At 52.8% G+C, this 17,293-nt stretch carries 14 protein-coding genes; 7 read left to right on the top strand and 7 right to left on the bottom strand.

Annotation, left to right across the window (positions count from 1 at the left end; translation table 11 throughout):
• Positions 1-40 precede the first annotated feature (40 nt).
• The gene (locus tag NSQ46_RS10600) at positions 41-643 is read right to left on the bottom strand and encodes a nitroreductase family protein (protein ID WP_028405360.1); all 603 of its coding nucleotides are present in this window, start codon (positions 641-643) and stop codon (positions 41-43) included.
• A 532-nt stretch (positions 644-1,175) separates the two neighbouring features.
• Between NSQ46_RS10600 and NSQ46_RS10605 the strand changes: the two genes are divergently transcribed.
• The 5 genes from NSQ46_RS10605 (at position 1,176) to NSQ46_RS10625 (ending at position 6,986) form a co-directional block, all read left to right on the top strand.
• Entirely contained in the window at positions 1,176-2,129 is a 954-nt protein-coding gene (locus NSQ46_RS10605; protein ID WP_007132170.1) for an ABC transporter permease, read from the top strand.
• Positions 2,119-3,066, top strand: a complete 948-nt coding sequence (locus tag NSQ46_RS10610) for an iron chelate uptake ABC transporter family permease subunit (protein ID WP_007132169.1) — start codon at positions 2,119-2,121, stop codon at positions 3,064-3,066. The genes NSQ46_RS10605 and NSQ46_RS10610 overlap by 11 nt, the downstream gene beginning before the upstream one ends.
• Positions 3,063-3,821: an ABC transporter ATP-binding protein gene (locus NSQ46_RS10615; RefSeq protein ID WP_028405359.1), complete on the top strand. Its 759-nt coding sequence runs from the start codon at positions 3,063-3,065 to the stop codon at positions 3,819-3,821. Before NSQ46_RS10610 ends, NSQ46_RS10615 begins: the two co-directional genes overlap by 4 nt.
• 364 nt (positions 3,822-4,185) lie before the next feature.
• Positions 4,186-5,148 (top strand): siderophore ABC transporter substrate-binding protein, encoded by a 963-nt coding sequence (locus NSQ46_RS10620; protein WP_144869136.1) that lies wholly within the window; start codon positions 4,186-4,188, stop codon positions 5,146-5,148.
• A 413-nt stretch (positions 5,149-5,561) separates the two neighbouring features.
• The gene (locus NSQ46_RS10625; protein WP_144869133.1) at positions 5,562-6,986 is read left to right on the top strand and encodes an NAD-dependent succinate-semialdehyde dehydrogenase; all 1,425 of its coding nucleotides are present in this window, start codon (positions 5,562-5,564) and stop codon (positions 6,984-6,986) included.
• A gap of 127 nt (positions 6,987-7,113) precedes the next feature.
• On the opposite strand, the gene NSQ46_RS10630 is transcribed toward NSQ46_RS10625, so the two are convergent.
• The 6 genes from NSQ46_RS10630 to NSQ46_RS10655 form a co-directional block, all read right to left on the bottom strand.
• The gene (locus tag NSQ46_RS10630; protein WP_144869142.1) at positions 7,114-8,082 is read right to left on the bottom strand and encodes a Gfo/Idh/MocA family oxidoreductase; all 969 of its coding nucleotides are present in this window, start codon (positions 8,080-8,082) and stop codon (positions 7,114-7,116) included.
• A gap of 453 nt (positions 8,083-8,535) precedes the next feature.
• Positions 8,536-9,522: a Gfo/Idh/MocA family oxidoreductase gene (locus tag NSQ46_RS10635; RefSeq protein ID WP_144869130.1), complete on the bottom strand. Its 987-nt coding sequence runs from the start codon at positions 9,520-9,522 to the stop codon at positions 8,536-8,538.
• On the bottom strand, positions 9,519-10,565 hold the full coding sequence (locus NSQ46_RS10640) for a Gfo/Idh/MocA family oxidoreductase (RefSeq protein ID WP_007132163.1): 1,047 nt from the start codon (positions 10,563-10,565) through the stop codon (positions 9,519-9,521). Before NSQ46_RS10640 ends, NSQ46_RS10635 begins: the two co-directional genes overlap by 4 nt.
• 104 nt (positions 10,566-10,669) lie before the next feature.
• A complete protein-coding gene (locus tag NSQ46_RS10645; RefSeq protein WP_007132162.1) occupies positions 10,670-11,506 on the bottom strand; it encodes a carbohydrate ABC transporter permease in 837 nt (278 codons plus the stop codon).
• 20 nt (positions 11,507-11,526) lie between these two features.
• Positions 11,527-12,468, bottom strand: a complete 942-nt coding sequence (locus NSQ46_RS10650) for a sugar ABC transporter permease (protein WP_210094717.1) — start codon at positions 12,466-12,468, stop codon at positions 11,527-11,529.
• Positions 12,469-12,568: 100 nt separating this feature from the next.
• Positions 12,569-13,828, bottom strand: a complete 1,260-nt coding sequence (locus NSQ46_RS10655; protein WP_028405352.1) for a sugar ABC transporter substrate-binding protein — start codon at positions 13,826-13,828, stop codon at positions 12,569-12,571.
• Between the two features lie 440 nt (positions 13,829-14,268).
• Here NSQ46_RS10655 and NSQ46_RS10660 point away from each other — a divergent pair, with 440 nt between their 5' ends.
• Complete coding sequence (locus tag NSQ46_RS10660) at positions 14,269-15,480, top strand: ROK family transcriptional regulator (RefSeq protein WP_245255968.1); 1,212 nt, start codon at positions 14,269-14,271, stop codon at positions 15,478-15,480.
• Between the two features lie 64 nt (positions 15,481-15,544).
• On the top strand, positions 15,545-17,035 hold the full coding sequence (gene glpK / locus NSQ46_RS10665; RefSeq protein WP_210094715.1) for a glycerol kinase GlpK: 1,491 nt from the start codon (positions 15,545-15,547) through the stop codon (positions 17,033-17,035).
• The last annotated feature ends 258 nt before the right edge of the window (positions 17,036-17,293 follow it).

Here is a 17,293-nt window from a genome sequence, read left to right on the forward strand (position 1 = left end):
TTAATAGGCTTCCTGATGGCGGCTCTTGGTCTTGTTTCGCTTACTTGTAAACTTTCACGCGATCTTCAAGCGGAGCAAATTCCTTGTCCCCTGGCTCAGCAGCCGGCTTGCCGAATGGCATTTGTGCAATCAGCTTCCAGTTTTCAGGAATGTTCCATTCAGCTTTTACTTTTTCGTCGATCAGCGGGTTGTAATGCTGCAGGGAAGCACCCAGTCCTTCGGCTTCCAGCATTGTCCAAACGACGAGCTGAAGCATGCCGTTCGACTGATTCGCCCATACCGGGAAGTTGTCGGCATAGAGCGCAAAGTTTTGCTGAAGCCCTGCGATGACATCGTTGTCCTCGAAGAACAGCACGGTGCCATAGCCTGCGCGGAAAGAGGCCATTTTCTCAGCGGTGGATTTGAATGCTTGCTCGTCGCCCACCACTTCCTTCAGAATGCCTTCCGTAATATTCCACAGCTTGTCATGCTGCTCACCAAGCAGAACGACCGCGCGTGCGCTTTGGGAGTTGAAGGAAGAAGGCGTGTATTTCACGGCATCTTTCACGATTTCTTGGATACGCTCATCGGAGATGACGGAATCCTTGCTGATCGCATAGTAGGAACGGCGATTTTTAAGTGCGGTAAGGAAGTCTTTAGACATGTTGATAAACCCTCCTGAGTCATGGTTTGGATTGCATACGCCTGATAAAAAGATGTCCTATCATTCAAGCAAATATGCATTAAGGTGATCGCTGAAATATGTTGAATTATTATTCCTTAACAACTTACTAATTGTAAGAAATAATACTTCCGTTAGTATGTTATTATATCACATTGGTCATTGTCAACCCTGTGATTGAGAATTTATAGATGAAATACCCCGTGATTGGGAGCTAAAACAGGGGAAGGGATTTTTTATTTCCTATTTATAAGAGAGGGCGAGGAGAACAATGGAAGGATTGAGGACAACAACGGCTAATTTCTGCCAAGCTTCATATTATGAACAATTGATGAACAAATCATGCAAAGATTAATAATTTAATTGAGTTTGATTCTCAATTATACTTGTCGGTTGAGAATGAGGGTGATATAATGCTTATCAGAACGTAATTGATAATCAATCTCAATGAGAATGATAACTGAATTACGAGCTGACGAAATGATTTAGAGACATATGCATAGAAGGAAGAGCCATGAAGATCATTTACTTAGCCGCAGCCGTTGTGGCGCTTTCCATCGTCTCCTTATTTATCGGAGTCAAGGATATTTCGCCGCTGGACTTATTCTCCATGACGGAACAACAACAGCATATTATGCTCGTCAGCCGCTTGCCGCGTCTAGTCAGTCTAATTCTGGCGGGAGTCAGCATGAGTATCTGCGGATTGATCATGCAGCAGCTTAGCCGCAACAAATTCGTATCGCCGACAACGGCGGGAACCATGGATTCCGCAAGACTGGGAATTCTCGTTGCGATGCTCGTATTCACGACAAGCGGACCGCTTGTGAAAATGCTGGTGGCTTTTGTATTCGCTCTGGCCGGCACGTTTATCTTCATGAAGATCCTGGACCGGATCAAGTTCAAGGATGCGATCTTTATTCCGCTCGTTGGACTCATGTTCGGGAACATCGTAAGCTCGATCGCTACGTTCTTCGCTTATAAATATGATCTCATTCAGAACATGTCCGCATGGCTTCAAGGCGATTTTTCCATGATCATCAAGGGACAGTACGAACTTCTGTATATCAGCGTTCCGCTGGTCATTCTGGCCTACCTGTTCGCCAACAAATTCACGGTTGCCGGCATGGGTGAGGAATTCGCCACGAACCTTGGACTTCATTACCGGCGCGTCGTTAATTTGGGCTTGGTCATTGTAGCGCTGGTAACCGCATCCGTCGTGTTGACGGTCGGCGTGATTCCTTTTCTCGGTTTGATCATACCGAATATTGTAAGCCTGTATCTGGGAGACCATTTGAAAAAAAGCCTTTCCCATACCGCGCTGCTAGGGGCCGGATTCGTTCTGTTCTGCGATATCCTTGGCCGGATCATCATATACCCATACGAAATTCCGATCAGTCTGACCGTGGGCGTGCTCGGAAGCGGTATTTTCATTTACTTACTGATGAGGAGAAAGGCTTATGACTTATAGAGCCAAAATCGGCCTGCTGGCCGCGGTGGCAATTATCCTGGTGGCGGCCTTTCTGTTCATCGATCTTGGCGGCAGTTGGGATTACGCCTTCCCGCGAAGAATCAAGAAGGTGCTGGCCATTATTCTGACCGGCGGGGCGATCGCCCTGTCTACCACGGTGTTCCAAACGGTCACGAATAACCGGATTTTGACGCCGAGCGTCATGGGATTGGATTCTTTATATATTTTGATTCAGACGACAGTCATCTTCGTATTCGGTTCCTTTACGCTGTACAAACTGGGCAGCAACGCAAATTTCCTGATCAATGTCGGGGCCATGATTCTGTTCGCCGGCGTGTTATACCGGCTTCTGTTCCGGAGGGAAGGCAACAATATTTACTTCCTCCTCCTAATCGGCATGATCTTCGGAACCTTGTTCTCCAGCATGTCCTCCTTCATGGAGGTGCTGATCGATCCGAACGAGTTCCAATACGTAGCGGATAAAATGTTCGCCAGCTTTAACAATGTGAAGACCGATCTGCTGATCATGGCGAGCATTGTCGTTGCCGTTACGCTCCTGTACTTCGCAAGATTCACCAAGTATCTGAACGTGCTTGCGCTCGGGCGGGAGCAGGCGATCAACCTCGGCGTGAACTACGATTATGTTGTAAAGCGGCTGTTGATCGTCGTGGCAGTGCTGATCTCGGTTGCTACCGCGCTGGTGGGTCCAATCACATTCCTTGGACTGCTGGTCGTTAACGTTGCTTATGAATTTATGAAAACCTACCGTCATTCCTACTTGATATCAGCTTCCATACTGATCAGCGTCATCGCATTGGTTGGCGGTCAATTGATTGTAGAACGGGTGTTTACCTTCTCCACGACGCTCAGCGTCATCATCAATTTCATCGGCGGTGTTTACTTTATATACCTGCTATTAAAGGAGAGTAAAGCATGATCCAGGTTACGAACGTATCGAAAGTCTATGGCGGCAAAAAAGTCGTCGACAACGTGTCGGTTACGATCCCGAAGGGCCAAATCACGTCCTTTATCGGTCCGAACGGGGCCGGTAAGAGTACATTGCTGTCCATGATCAGCAGATTGACGGGCAAGGATAGCGGACAGATCATGGTGGACGGCAAAGAGGTCAGCCAATGGAAGAGCGGCGATCTGGCGAAGAAGGTTTCGATCTTGAAGCAGTCGAACCACATCAGCCTCCGCCTGACGGTACGCGAGCTCGTATCCTTCGGACGTTTTCCTTACTCCCAAGGCAGGCTGACGGCGGAAGATGAGAAGTATGTGGATGAAGCGATCGCGTATATGGAGCTTCAGGATATGCAGCATAAATACCTGCACCAGCTCAGCGGCGGTCAAACCCAGCGCGCCTACATCGCGATGGTCATTGCCCAGAACACCGAGTATATCCTGCTTGATGAACCGCTGAACAATCTGGATATGAAGCATTCGGTGCAGATTATGAAAATACTCAGAAAGCTTGTCACCGATCTGAACAAAACGATTGTCATCGTCATTCATGATATCAACTTCGCGTCTTTTTACTCCGATTACATCGTGGCGCTGAAGGATGGGGCGATCGAGAGCGAAGGCCGGACAGAGCATATTATTCAGAGCAACGTTCTTCGCGGCATCTATGATATGGACATTGAGATCGAAGAGATTAACGATAACAGAGTGTGTGTATACTACGCCTAACATAAGGTTGGAATATGTGTTCGGAGGATACGAGCCCGGAGCAGACCGCGAGAGGTGCGGTTCTAGCGAGTTCCTATCCGTCCGGACAGACCTGGCTGCCTTTTAGAAGGACGGCACGGTTCTATACGCCCTCTTTGTATTACAAAATCAACCAAATATTCAAAATACATGTATATCCATATTGTTCTTGATTACAGCCAGGAGGGATGAACGGTTATACATAGGATCATAACGTTGGGTAGGATAAGCTTAACCGGGCTTGACCAAAGGGTTGTATGCGACAAACATCAACGCATAAGCACGACATGAGGTCATAAACCATGTTTTACGAAATATAAAAAATCATTCAAACGGGGTGGAAGCAATGAAAAAATGGTTAGCGTTAGTTATGGTAGCAATGTTCACTTTTGTACTCGCAGCATGCGGACAGGATAAGGAGGCAACGGGAGCAGCCGGCGGTGATACGAACACGCCAGCTTCCGAGAAGATTACGATTAAGCATCAGCTTGGCGAAACGCCTGTGAAGAAGAATCCTACGCGCGTTGTCGTATTCGATTTCGGTATTCTGGATTCCCTGGATAAGCTCGGCGTAGAGGTGTTAGGCGTGCCGCAAGCGAATATTCCTTCGTACCTATCCAAATTCGAAGACAAGAAATACGAGAATGTCGGCAGCTTGAAAGAGCCTGACTTCGAAAAAATCAACAGCATCAAACCGGACCTGATCATCATTTCCGGAAGACAGCAGGAAGCCTATGAGGAGCTTCAGGAAATTGCGCCTACGATCTTCTTGGGCGTGGATACAAGCAAATACATGGAATCCTTTGAAGAGAACATGAACACGCTCGGACAAATTTTCGGCAAGGAAGCCGAGGTTGAGCAAGAGCTGAAAACGATTGAAGACAGCATTAAGGCACTGAATGAAAAAGCAACGGCAACAGGCAAAAACGCACTGATCATTCTTGCGAACGAAGGCAAAATCAGCGCATACGGACCAGGATCGCGCTTCGGCATCCTGCATGATGTGTTCGGATTTAAAGCGGTGGACAGCAACATTGAAGTAAGCACTCATGGTAAGGACATCTCGAACGAGTATATTGTAGAGAAAAATCCGGACTATCTGTTTGTCGTTGACCGCGGCGCTGCCGTAGCTACAGGAAACGGCGAATCCGGCGCTAAAGCAGTCGTGGAGAACGAGCTCGTCAATACAACGAATGCTGCGAAAGAAGGAAACATCGTGTACTTGGACCCTGACTTCTGGTACCTGTCCGGCGGCGGATTGACTTCCGTATCCGAAATGGTTAAAGAAGTAGACGCGGCCATCAAGTAATAGTGAGGACATGAAGACTCATTCATAATACAAGCTCAATTCAAAAGATGGCGGTACCGGATTATTCCGTGTCCCGCCATCTTTCGTTGTGTGCGCCCGGCATGGGCGATAACTCGGCGGTGAAAGTCCGCTACAGGCTTGGCAGTAGGAAATGTTAGCCAAGGGCAAGGGTGTCCGCCGCGAGGCGGAATCTGAAGAAAGCCGGAGGCAAACCCTCGGTCCGACGAACAGAATTTACATATAAGGCGCGGGGGTCCGGCTAAAGCTATGGTCTTGTCGTCCCTTCCCGTATGTTAGTTTCTTTGCTTTGGATCATCGATTATCGGATAATAAAGAATATGGCAGCATTCGTCGAATCAGGGTTTAAGTTGCAGGATGGCTGCAGTCTTGCAGGAAGACAGGAGGTTATATAGATGTTTCGAGATCAAATATACATCGGCGGACAATGGATCCGGACGGACAAGTCGATTGAGGTGTATAATCCGGCGGACGGCAAGGTGATCGGGACCGTGCCGAAGGCCGGCAGAATCGAGGCCGAACAAGCCGTGGATGCCGCGGCTGAAGCATTCGGGCATTGGTCGGGACTGACGGCCCAGGAGCGCGGGGATCTGCTTCGCCGCTGGTTTGAACGGATCAGCGAGCATACCGATGAGCTGGCGCGGATCATGACGATGGAGCAGGGCAAGCCGCTGAAGGAGGCGGCAGGGGAGATTGCCTATGCGAACAGCTTTGTCTCCTGGTATGCGGAGGAGGGCAAACGCATCTATGGCGAGACGATTCCCGCTTCGTCGAACAAGAAGCGGATTATCGTAACCAAACAGCCGGTCGGAGTCGTTGCTGCGATTACGCCTTGGAACTTTCCGGCCTCGATGATAACCCGTAAGGTCGCGCCGGCGCTGGCTGCGGGCTGCACCGTGGTCATCAAGCCTTCAAGCGAGACGCCGTTTACCGCCATCAAGCTGGTTGAGCTTGCGGAGCAAGCAGGCATTCCGGCAGGAGTGATCAACCTCGTGACAGGTCCCTCTGGTGAAATCGCGGAGGCGTGGCAGCAGGACGGCCGGGTGCGCAAATTGTCCTTTACCGGCTCGACCGAGGTCGGCAAGAAGCTGATGGCCGGGGCGGCCGCGAATGTGAAGAAAATATCGCTGGAGCTCGGCGGACACGCGCCGTTTATCGTGACGGCGCATGCTGATTTGGAGCAGGCGGCTTCGGGTTTGATCGCGTCCAAGTTCCGCAACGGGGGACAGACCTGCGTCTGCGCGAACCGGATTTATGTCGAGGAGCGAGTAGCTGAAGAGTTTGCGGAATGCGTTGCGCGGCTTGCTTCCGAGCTGAAGGTAGGTAACGGCCTGCAGGAAGGTACCGATATTGGACCACTCATTAACGAGGACGCAGTGGATAAAGTGGTGAAGCAGATTCAGGATGCGAAGGCGAAGGGAGGCATCGTGCTGACCGGCGGAAAGAAGCTGCCTGAGCTCGGCGGTCGCTTCGTGGAACCGACCGTCATTATGAACGCTACCGATGACATGGCGTGCATGCAGGAGGAAACATTCGGGCCGCTGGCGCCGATCACCACCTTCACCGCCATCGAGGAGGCGATTAAGCGCGCCAACAACAGTCCGTACGGGCTGGCGGCTTATGTATTCACGCAGCATCTCGGGGAAGCGGTGCGAATCGCCGAAGCGCTGGACTACGGCATCGTGGGCGTGAACGATCCCGTTCCGTCTACAGCCCAAGCGCCGTTTGGAGGCTTCAAGGAAAGCGGGCTTGGACGGGAAGGCGGGCATTACGGGATCGATGAGTTTTTGGAGGTCAAGTACATTTCGCTTGGTTTGTAGTTTGATGGCAGTGTAATTGCAGTTCATTTATGTTTATGATTTGTTCGTATATTGGCATTGGAGAACGGATCTAAGAAGGGCGATCCCCGTTGACGCTGCGGGATCGCCCTTATTGCCATGCATGATTTTATTTATTAGATGATAGCTGAATAACCTGGCCGGTCTCTGCGGATTCGTTCGCGGCCAGCGTCGCTTCAAGCGTCTTGAGGCCTTCCTCATAGGATGCCAGAACCAGGCTGGGATTTTTTTGCCGGATGGCTTCGACCAGCGCATCAGTCAGGTTTTTATAAAAGTTGGAGTTGCTGCGGTAAATCGTTTCCTTCCCCTTCTCGACAATGGACAGCGTCGTACCGTCGAGAACAAGGCGGAAATTCCGTCCCATGATTTCGACGCCTGTGCGATGGTCGAATTGGATGAATCCGGTTTGCATCTGTCCAAGCGCTCCGGATTCGAGCACGAACTGGATGACGCCGACATCCGGAATGTCCAGATCCGGGATATCCTTCACGAGAAGCAGATCCATATTCGCGTACAGATTGGTAATGTCGCCGCATAAATAGCGGACCAGGTCCAAGGTATGCGTAGATTGTTCCACGAGCTGGCCGCCCGATAGCTCTTTCTTGCGCCACCATGGTGTTGGTACAGGCACGGTGATGTAATGGGCGCGAACCATTCCGATTTTCTTGTCCTTGAGATAATCCTTTGCGATTGCAACCGTATCCAAATAACGCAAGCAATAGCCGGAAGCGGCAATAATTCCGCTGTCCGCGATGGCTTTCGCTTTGCTGCGGACAGCTTCGAGATCAAGTCCGAGCGGCTTCTCTACCATCAAATGAATGCCTTTCGCTGCCGCTCGCTCTTCCAGATCGCCGTGGCAGAACGGCGGGATGCAGATATACAGCACATCGAGCGGCTCCTGTTCGATCATGACGCTGCCGTCCGTATAATAAGCGGCTCCGTATTGCTCCGCCTGTGCCTTGGCGAGTGCTTCGTTGGAATCGCAAATGGCGGCGAGCTGCACATGCTCATGCTCGTGGAGATTTTTGATGTGTACGGCGCCCATCCCCCCGGCCCCGATTACGCCTGCTTTAATCATTGGCATTGATCACTCCTAGTGGTTAGGTTAACGTACCACACCCGTTCGGTACGTAGTCCTCGTGATTATATCCCTGATTTCCATATTATTCAACACGGTAATTTTCTCTTAATACCGGAAGACAGCCGATATAAAGCCATAGGAAGCATGGGGGCATTTAGGGATGCACGGATTCATGCACATGCCGGCTCAAAGCACATGTCAGCTTGAAGCACGCGCCAGCTGAATGCACATGCCAGCTGCATGCATATGCCAGCTTGAAGCACAGCCGGCTCGAAGCACATGCCAGCTCGAAGCACAGCCGGCTCGAAGCACATGCCAGCTCGAAGCACACGCCAACTCCACGCACATGCCAGTGCGAAACACATGCTAGCTCCACGCACCGAGCGTACGGTGACAAACTCAAGCTTTATGAGGCTGCCGTCTGTAATTACCCTTGCAATGCCCCTAGGATTAGTCCAATTCCTGCATGGTCACGGTCCGTCCCTGCTCCGATGAACGGTATGCAGCTACAGCAACCGCGAGTGCGTGTAATCCGTCCTCGCCGGTGACTGATGCTTCGGCTGCGCCGGAGGAGATGGCCGATATAAAATCACGGATCAGCTCGGCATCCATGCTGTCACCCCATGCATGATGGCGGTAGCCGGACTCATCGGTGTAGACGTGCAGCTTCTGGCTGGTCGCATTCACGCTGATCGTCCCCTGCGAGCCGATAATTTCCAAGGTAACGTCGCCCCAGGTCGGGTATTCCTTATTGCGGGACCAGCTGCAGTCTAGCGTCGCGAACACGCCGTTTTCAAATTCCATGGTCAGCATGCCGCAATCATCGATCGGCTTCTCCGAAATCAAATGGCCGACCTCGGCGTAGACATCCTTTACCTCTGCGCCGGAGATCCAGCGCATAATGTCTGCTACATGCACCGTATGATCGATGACGGCGCCGCCTCCGGAGAGAGCCGGGTCGATGAACCAGCCCCCGGGATTGCGCCCCCGGTTGGTCCCCTTCATGGCCAGGATGCGGCCTAATGCACCGTCATCCACCAATTGCTTGGCGCGGATGACCGTGGAATTATAGCGGACGGGGAAGGCGGTCTGCAGCAGCACCCCGCTTGCCTTGCATGCTTCAATCATCTCTTGGGCATCCGCTATATTGGTGGATAGCGGTTTTTCGCAGAGAACATGGACACCGGCCTTGGCAGCGGCAAGAGTATGCTCTTTGTGACGGGCATTCTCGGAAGTGACGATGACACCGTCAATGCCTTGCGCCAGCAGCTCCCGGTAATCCGGATAATAGGTCGTTCCGAAATATTCCGCATACTTGGCTCCACGCTCCGCATCGGTATCGGCGATTCCGGCCAGCTCCACGCCGTCAATCTGGAGCAGCGCCTTCGTGTAGCTGAATGCATGCATATGTGCAAAGCTTATAACGCCAATCTTCATGACATCACCCCTCTATATGAATGAGCACCGACTAAGGCTCCGGAATCTGCATCTATCAGAACCGGCTGACCGGAAGACATGGACGACAGTGCCGCCAGCGCGATGCGCAATGCCTCGAGCGCATCCTCCGCCGTGACCAGCGGGTCGCTTCCGTCCTGAATGCAGGACATGAAGTGGGCAAGCTCGCGGTAATACGGGCTCTGGGCGAGCGGGCTTTCCGGGACGATGACGCCCGGGACCGTCTCCGAACGGCGGCGCGATTTGTATACGATCGGGGTGTCCGTCCGGCTGTCGTAATCTATAACGCCCTTCGTTCCGGCTATTTCGAAATGCATGGAGAAGCCCTCATGGGCCCAAGTCCCTTCGACATGGGCGATGACTCCGCTTCGGAACCGCAGGGTCACGAGCGCATAATCGAGCTGGGCCTGATGGCGGCCGTGAAGCCCCTTGGCGTATACGCGCTCAACCTCGCCGAAGCACCAGCGCAAATAGTCGAAATCATGGATCATCGCATCGAGCGTAACGCCGCCGCTGGCGCTGAAGTCGCTGTACCAGTCATTCCAGCCGATCGGATAACCGCCGCCGCGGCCGGCCCGGATGACGGCTGGCTTGCCGATCGATCCCTGGTCCAGCAGCGCTTTGGCTTTAACATACTCCGGAAAGAACCGAAGCACATGCCCGACGAACAATCGAACCCCCTTCTCGCGGCAATAGCGGATCATGAATGCGGCATCCTCCGCGCTGCGGGCGATCGGCTTTTCGCAGATGACGTGTTTGCCGGCATCGGCCGACTTCACGACATATTCCTTATGGAGAGGGGTTGGCAGGCAAATGTCGATAACATCGATACCGGCAAGGCCAAGCTCCTGCACCGCTTCCTCGAAGGAAGGGAACGCTCGGGTGCTCCATTTGGCAGCCAGACCGCTCGCTTTGTCCGCCTGGATGTCCGCGATGCCGACAAGCTTCACGCCAGGCATCACGGCATAGGCTGAAGCGTGGGCTCTTCCCATGGTGCCCGCCCCGATAACTAATACACGTATCACTTCATACACTCCTTTATAGATGAGACCGGCGACGCTCTTGTCGGCCGGGCTCGTAAACCATGTGAACTACAATCAAATTTTCGGCAGAACAAGCCGCTTAACCGTTAACCCTTAATACCGTTCATCGCAATCCCCTCAATGAAATAGCGCTGAAGGAAAATGAACAGGATGATGATCGGAAGCGTGGCCATTACCGCGCCAGCCATCAGCAGCGGGTAATCGGTGGAATGCTGTCCCTGGAAGCTGGAAATACCGATGGAGAGCACCCGCATTTCCTCGGAGCTGGTCATGATCAGCGGCCACAGCAGATCGTTCCAGGATGCCAGTATCGTAAAGATGGCAAGGGAGACGAGCGCGGCCTTGGACAGTGGCAAATAGATGTTCCAGTAGATGCGGAAATAACTGCAGCCGTCGATTTTGGCGGCCTCCTCAAGATCCTTCGGCAGCGTCATGAAAAACTGCCTTAACAGGAATGTGCCGAAGGCGCTGAATATGCCGGGCACAATCAGCACGTAGAACGTATCGAGCCATTCGAACTCGCGCATGATGACGAAGCTCGGAATCATGACGACCTGCGATGGCACCATCAGCACGGCCAGCAGCGCGAGGAATATCGTATTTTTGAACGGGAACCGCAGGCTTGCGAAGGCATAGGCGGCAAGGGAGCACAGCACGAGCTGGCCGGCGGTTCGCCCGAGCGTGACTATGACCGTATTCAAGTAATACGTGCCGAAATCTATGCTGTCGATCACCCGGGCATAGTTATCAAAGCGCCATTCGGTCGGGAGCCATTTCGGCGGGACGGACATGGAGTCCGCGAACGATTTGACCGAGGTGGAGAGCATCCACAGAAAGGGCATGATCATGACCAGCGCGCCGACAGCTAACAGGAGATGGGCAGCCAGACGGCTCGTTTTATCGGTTCGGGTTGTCGTTTTCACGTCGTATACTCCTCCTCCCGTTATTGGTAATGAACCCAGCGCTTTTGGATATACATCTGGACCATCGTAATCACCAGAATGACAATGAACAAGATGAAGGCCTGGGCGGATGCATAGCCCATATTAAAGTACTTGAAGCCGTCCTCCCATATGCTGTATACGACCGTCCGGGTGGATTCGAGCATCGTGGCCTGCTGGTCCATCATGATAAAGATCAGATCGAACACCTGAAAGGAATTGATGAAGGACATAACCAGTACAAAAAACAAGCTTGGCGTCAGCAGCGGCAGCGTAATCCGGAAAAACTTATACAGCGTCCCGGCCCCGTCCAAGGAGGCCGCCTCGTAGTAGCTCCCCGAGATTCCCTGCAATCCCGACAGCAGGATGACGGCATTGTAGCCGATGCTGCTCCATACACTGACAAGGACGATGGAGAAGAGGGCGAATTTCTCATCGAACAGCCAATTCGGCTGCGGTAAATTCATCGCGCCCAGCACATAGTTAATCAAGCCGAATTCCGAGTTGTACAGCCATTTCCATACCATGCCGACCGCAATCGGCATCGTGATGACAGGGATGAAATACAGCGTCCGGTAGAAGACCATCCCTTTGATTTTCTGGTTCAGCAGCACCGCCAGCACCGTTGCCAGCGCGACGGACAAGGGGACCGTGCCGACGGTATACAGGAGCGTGTTCAGCAAGGATCCCGTAAACTTGTCGTCCTGCATCAGATTGACAAAATTGTCGATGCCGATAAACCGGGGAGAGGTCAACCCGTCCCATGCGGTAAACGACAGGAACAGCGATGCGGCGGAAGGAGCCATGTAGAACAGACCCAGGCCGAGCACCACAGGCAGGATGAAGACATAACCCCAGATGGCCTCGTTGATCGAAAGCTTGGAGGGCTTTCGTTTGGCGGACGTTCCCGGCGGATCCGTGGTGACTGTTACAGGAGAGCTCACAAGCAGCACCGTCCTTTCTTCATTCGTTATCGAGTAATTCGGATTAGCGAGTTGCTAGAAGAGCTGGTGTCACTTCATGATCAGAAAAGCCAATGAGCTCCTATTTCGTTTCGGTAGCCAAAATAGCGTTCATCTGATCCCCGGCATTTTTGAGAGCTTCTTCAAATGACTTTTTGCCCAGGAAGGCTGCCTGGATTTCCTTAACCTCGGCATCCTGCCATTCCGCGGTTTTCTGGGAAACGGGATACGGGACGGCAAAATCCAGACTGTCTACGAACACCTGCAGGTCCAAGGACGGAATCGATTTGAGCCAGCCTTCTTCCGTTCCCTTATAGGCAGGCATCGAGAAGCCCGATTTCGCCAGCAGCTCTTGCCCCTCTTTCCCGGACAGAACCTGGATCAGCTCCCAGGCTTCCTGCTCGACCTTGGTCTTTCCGTTGATCGCCCAGCTCAGGCCATGAACGATGGAGGCCTTCTCCTTGCCCGCCGGGAGGACCGCAACGCCAAGCTTGTCTCCAAGCAGCTCGTAGAGCTCCGGCGAATTGACCGAAATCCCCGGGAACATGGCGGCTTTGCCTGAACCGAACAGCTGGCGGGATTTCGTCTCGAGCTGCTGCTGAGCCGTAGGGGAATAGCCCTTATCGATCAAGCTCTGCTGCCATTTGAACGCCTCCAGCGCTTCCGGCGTATTGAAGCCGGAGGTTGTCTTATCCTCGGAGATGACGTAGCCTCCCGCTTGGGAGATATAGTTGTAATATCCGATTTGGCTGTCGATCGGGGCAATATAGCCGTAGATGCCGTTCGCCTTGTCGGTGAGCTTGGCGGCATTCTCTTCCAGCGTCTCCCAGGTCCAGGTTTCATCCGGGTAGGCAAGACCGGCCTTATCAAACAATTCCTTGTTGTAGTACAGACCGATGGAATCCTGGAAGTAAGGAAGGCCGTGGAGCTTGCCCTGATACGTATACATGTCGATCAGCGCTTCGTTATAGACCGAAGTATCCAGACCGCTTTGTTCAATGAGCGGGGACAGGTCTTTGATGAGACCCGAGGAAGCGTACGAGTGGAAGTTGGGACCGTTCATCCAATACACATCCGGGCCGCTGTTGCCGGCCAGGCTTGTTTTCAGCTTGGTCCAGTAATCCGCCCATGGCGTGTACGTCACCTTGACCTCGACATTCGGATGCTTCTGGTTGAAGATTTTGATCGATTGATCCAGCGTCTCCCGCACATTTTCATCCCACAAGGCGACATTGATCACTTTCTTGCCATTCTCTCCGCCGGACGCATTGCCGCCGCAAGCGGACAGAACGGCTGCGAGCATCAGGATTACGGAAAACAGGACCGCCATTCTTTTTCTCATCACATAAAACCTCCCTAAGGAACTTGGTTTGATCCAACACGTGACTCCAACTTGACGCTTGGCTTGAAAATGACTCCTCTTGCATTGCCCCCTTTATCTGTGATTAAAAAGTCATAGTTATTCCAGTGATCGAAAAAAGTTGACACAGGTATGCAATGTTTTGAGTGGAATAACGATGCTTCTGTTGCGAAAGATTATATATTTTGATTCAAAATATTTCAAGACAGCGGTTTCATTTTGTTTTAAATTATTTTTTTCACATTTTATGATGTCGCTGCTGCACCTGTGGAACTTGAGTTATTTTCGTTAATGGAATAAGTTTATAACAGATTCCCCGAAATGGTATAGTGTAACTAGCGCTTGATCCGCCAGCTCCCAGGGTACCAACCGGGAACGAAGCGATGATGAAACGAAAGAAAGGTTGAACTTGCTTGAACAATATGAAAAAAGGCGACCACAAGCTGATCCAGGCGCTGAATCGGTCCAAGGTGCTAAACAAGATAAGGACGGAGGGTCCGATCTCCCGGATCGACCTGGCCAAGAAGAACAACATCAGTCCTTCAACGGTGGCGTCCGCCGTGCAGGAATTAATCAAGGACGGCTACGTCGTTGAAATCGGAACCGGCTCCTCCAGCGGGGGCAGAAAGCCGATCCTGCTTCAATTCAATCCCAATAACCACTATCTGTTTGCGGTTGCGATCACGAATTCCCTCATCATTCTGGCGGCGATGAACCTGGAAGCGAGCATATTGAAAAAGGCCACTTTTCCGATCGACGGACTTCAGGGAAAAGAGCTCGTTGAGCGGCTCCTGCAGCTTACGGATGATTTTATCCGATCCTACGGCGGCGGAGGACAATGCGTTGGCCTATCCGTTACCGTGCCCGGAATCGTCAGCGATACTCAGGGCGTCGTCTACTACAACACCAAGCTGCGGATGGAGAACGTCCCGCTGAAACGGATCATGGAGGAGCAGTACGGTTTACGGGTATGGGTAGAGAACGATATGAACTCGGTGGCTCTGGCTGAGCGGCGGTTCGGCAATTATGCCTACTCCAACCTGATTTACATTTCGATCGGCGATGGCCTCGGATCCGGGATTCTCATTAACGATACCCTGCTTCGCGGCAAGCATGGAGGAGCGGGGGAGTTCGGCCATACCAGCGTGAACTGGAACGGCATCCGCTGCGAATGCGGAAATATCGGCTGCCTGGATACCAGCATCAGCTGGGTGGCGATCTATTCCCGCATCATAACGGCGATCGCTACGGGGCGGCCGACCTTGATCCAGGAGCTAAGCGGCGGCGACTATGCAAAAATTGACCCTTCGATGTACAAGGAGGCGCTTCGGCGCGGTGACCGCCTGGCGATCTCGATTAACGAGGAGGTGGCGGAGCATCTGGGTGCGGGCATCGTGAACCTTGTGAATATGTTTAATCCGGAGGCGCTTATTCTCGGAGGAGAAATGGCTTTGGGGAACGAGGAGCTGCTGGCGATGGTTCGCAACTATATTGGCCGGCATGCCATGCCGATCCTCGCGAATGACATGGTATTCGGGCTCGCCTCGCTGGGCGGTGACGACAAGCTGATCGGCGCAGCGGCCGTCCTGCTGCAAGATCTGTTCGGCTTCTCGCTGATCGAATCTTCGATTTGACAACGTTTCCATCAGCACGTAATCTTGGGGTACATGAATCTCAATCGGAAGGGGAGCTGACGAATTGGAGCAATATATACTGTCGCTGGATCAGGGAACGACAAGCTCGCGGGCGATATTATTTGACCGGAAAGGGCAAATCGTGCATTCCGCCCAAAAGGAATTTCCGCAGTACTTCCCTCAGCCGGGCTGGGTGGAGCAGAACGCCAACGAAATTTGGGGCTCGGTGCTTGCCGTGATCGCCACCTGCTTGTCGGAAGCAGGAGTCAAGACGGAGCAGATTGCCGGCATCGGCATCACGAACCAGCGGGAGACCGCGGTCATATGGGACCGGAAGACCGGTGATCCGATCTACCATGCGATTGTTTGGCAATCGCGCCAGACCGCAAGCTTGTGCGAGCAGCTGATTGCGGACGGACATGATTCGATGGTTAGGGAGAAGACAGGACTCCTGATTGATCCGTATTTCTCAGGAACGAAGATCAAATGGCTGCTGGATCATGTTGAGGGGGCCCGTGAGCGCGCGGAGCGTGGAGAGCTTCTCTTCGGTACGATCGACACTTGGCTCATCTGGAAGCTGTCCGGGGGCAAGGCCCACGTGACCGATTATTCCAATGCATCGCGGACGATGCTGTATAACATTCATGAACTGAAATGGGATGAAGAGCTGCTTGCGCTTCTCGATATTCCGGCCGTGATGCTGCCGGAGGTGAAGCCTTCCTCACAGGTATACGCGAACACGGTGTCGTATCATTTCTTCGGGCGCGAGGTTCCGATTGCGGGAGCGGCCGGGGACCAGCAGGCGGCGCTGTTCGGTCAGGCCTGCTTCTCGGAAGGGATGGTCAAGACGACTTACGGCACGGGCAGCTTCATGCTGATGAATACGGGGGATAAGCCCGTTAATTCCGAGCATGGCCTGATTACGACGATCGCCTGGGGCTTGGAAGGCAAGGTGCAGTACGCTCTGGAGGGCAGCGTATTCGTTGCCGGCTCCGCGATTCAGTGGCTGCGCGACGGACTCCGGATGTTCCGGGAGGCGAAGGATAGCGAGCCGTATGCACGCCGGGTAGATTCAACGGATGGCGTGTACGTCGTTCCCGCTTTCGTCGGACTCGGGAGCCCTTATTGGAACAGCGAAGCGCGCGGTGCTGTTTTCGGCCTGACGAGAGGCACGTCGAAGGAGCATTTTATCCGTGCAACACTGGAATCGCTCGCCTACCAGACGCGGGACGTGTTGTCTGTCATGATTGAGGACTCCGGGTACCGGATTCCGGCTTTGCGGGTGGATGGCGGCGCGGCTGCCAACACATTCATCATGGAGTTTCAGAGCGATATTCTGAACGTGCCGGTCGAACGGCCGGACATCCTGGAGACGACGGCGCTCGGAGCGGCCTATCTCGCCGGCCTTGCAGTCGGGTTCTGGAAGGACCAGGACGAAATCCGCAGTCTGTGGTCCGCCGGACAGCGGTTCGAGCCGAAGATGCCGGAGGAGACCAGGGAGAAGCTGTACAACGGGTGGAAAAAAGCCGTTTATGCGACAATGGCTTTTCATTGACGGGAATTATGCTATAATAAATATTAAGTGAATACATGTCTGGAGACTTGGAGAGACCACTGGACACACAAAAACCCGGCAGACGGGGATATCGTTGTGTGTTTGTGGTCTCTTTTTTGTTGTCTTTTTAGTCGCCTCTAGATATTAGGAATTCAGGAATTTAGGGTATATAGAGCTCGGGTAAAACATACAGGGAGGGATCAGTTGTGAAGCATTTACGGACATTTTCAAGCCTGGACCGCAAGAAGCGATTCCGGG

Source organism: Paenibacillus sp. FSL M8-0142 (assembly GCF_038597315.1).
Lineage (GTDB): Bacteria > Bacillota > Bacilli > Paenibacillales > Paenibacillaceae > Paenibacillus_AQ > Paenibacillus_AQ lactis.

Bases quoted from the DNA above. Each gene is read 5' to 3' on its own strand.
- NSQ46_RS10600 (WP_028405360.1), bottom strand. From the start codon at position 643: ATGTCTAAAGACTTCCTTACCGCACTTAAAAATCGCCGTTCCTACTAT.
- NSQ46_RS10605 (WP_007132170.1), top strand. From the start codon at position 1,176: ATGAAGATCATTTACTTAGCCGCAGCCGTTGTGGCGCTTTCCATCGTC.
- NSQ46_RS10610 (WP_007132169.1), top strand. From the start codon at position 2,119: ATGACTTATAGAGCCAAAATCGGCCTGCTGGCCGCGGTGGCAATTATC.
- NSQ46_RS10615 (WP_028405359.1), top strand. From the start codon at position 3,063: ATGATCCAGGTTACGAACGTATCGAAAGTCTATGGCGGCAAAAAAGTC.
- NSQ46_RS10620 (WP_144869136.1), top strand. From the start codon at position 4,186: ATGAAAAAATGGTTAGCGTTAGTTATGGTAGCAATGTTCACTTTTGTA.
- NSQ46_RS10625 (WP_144869133.1), top strand. From the start codon at position 5,562: ATGTTTCGAGATCAAATATACATCGGCGGACAATGGATCCGGACGGAC.
- NSQ46_RS10630 (WP_144869142.1), bottom strand. From the start codon at position 8,082: ATGATTAAAGCAGGCGTAATCGGGGCCGGGGGGATGGGCGCCGTACAC.
- NSQ46_RS10635 (WP_144869130.1), bottom strand. From the start codon at position 9,522: ATGAAGATTGGCGTTATAAGCTTTGCACATATGCATGCATTCAGCTAC.
- NSQ46_RS10655 (WP_028405352.1), bottom strand. From the start codon at position 13,828: ATGAGAAAAAGAATGGCGGTCCTGTTTTCCGTAATCCTGATGCTCGCA.
- NSQ46_RS10660 (WP_245255968.1), top strand. From the start codon at position 14,269: ATGAAAAAAGGCGACCACAAGCTGATCCAGGCGCTGAATCGGTCCAAG.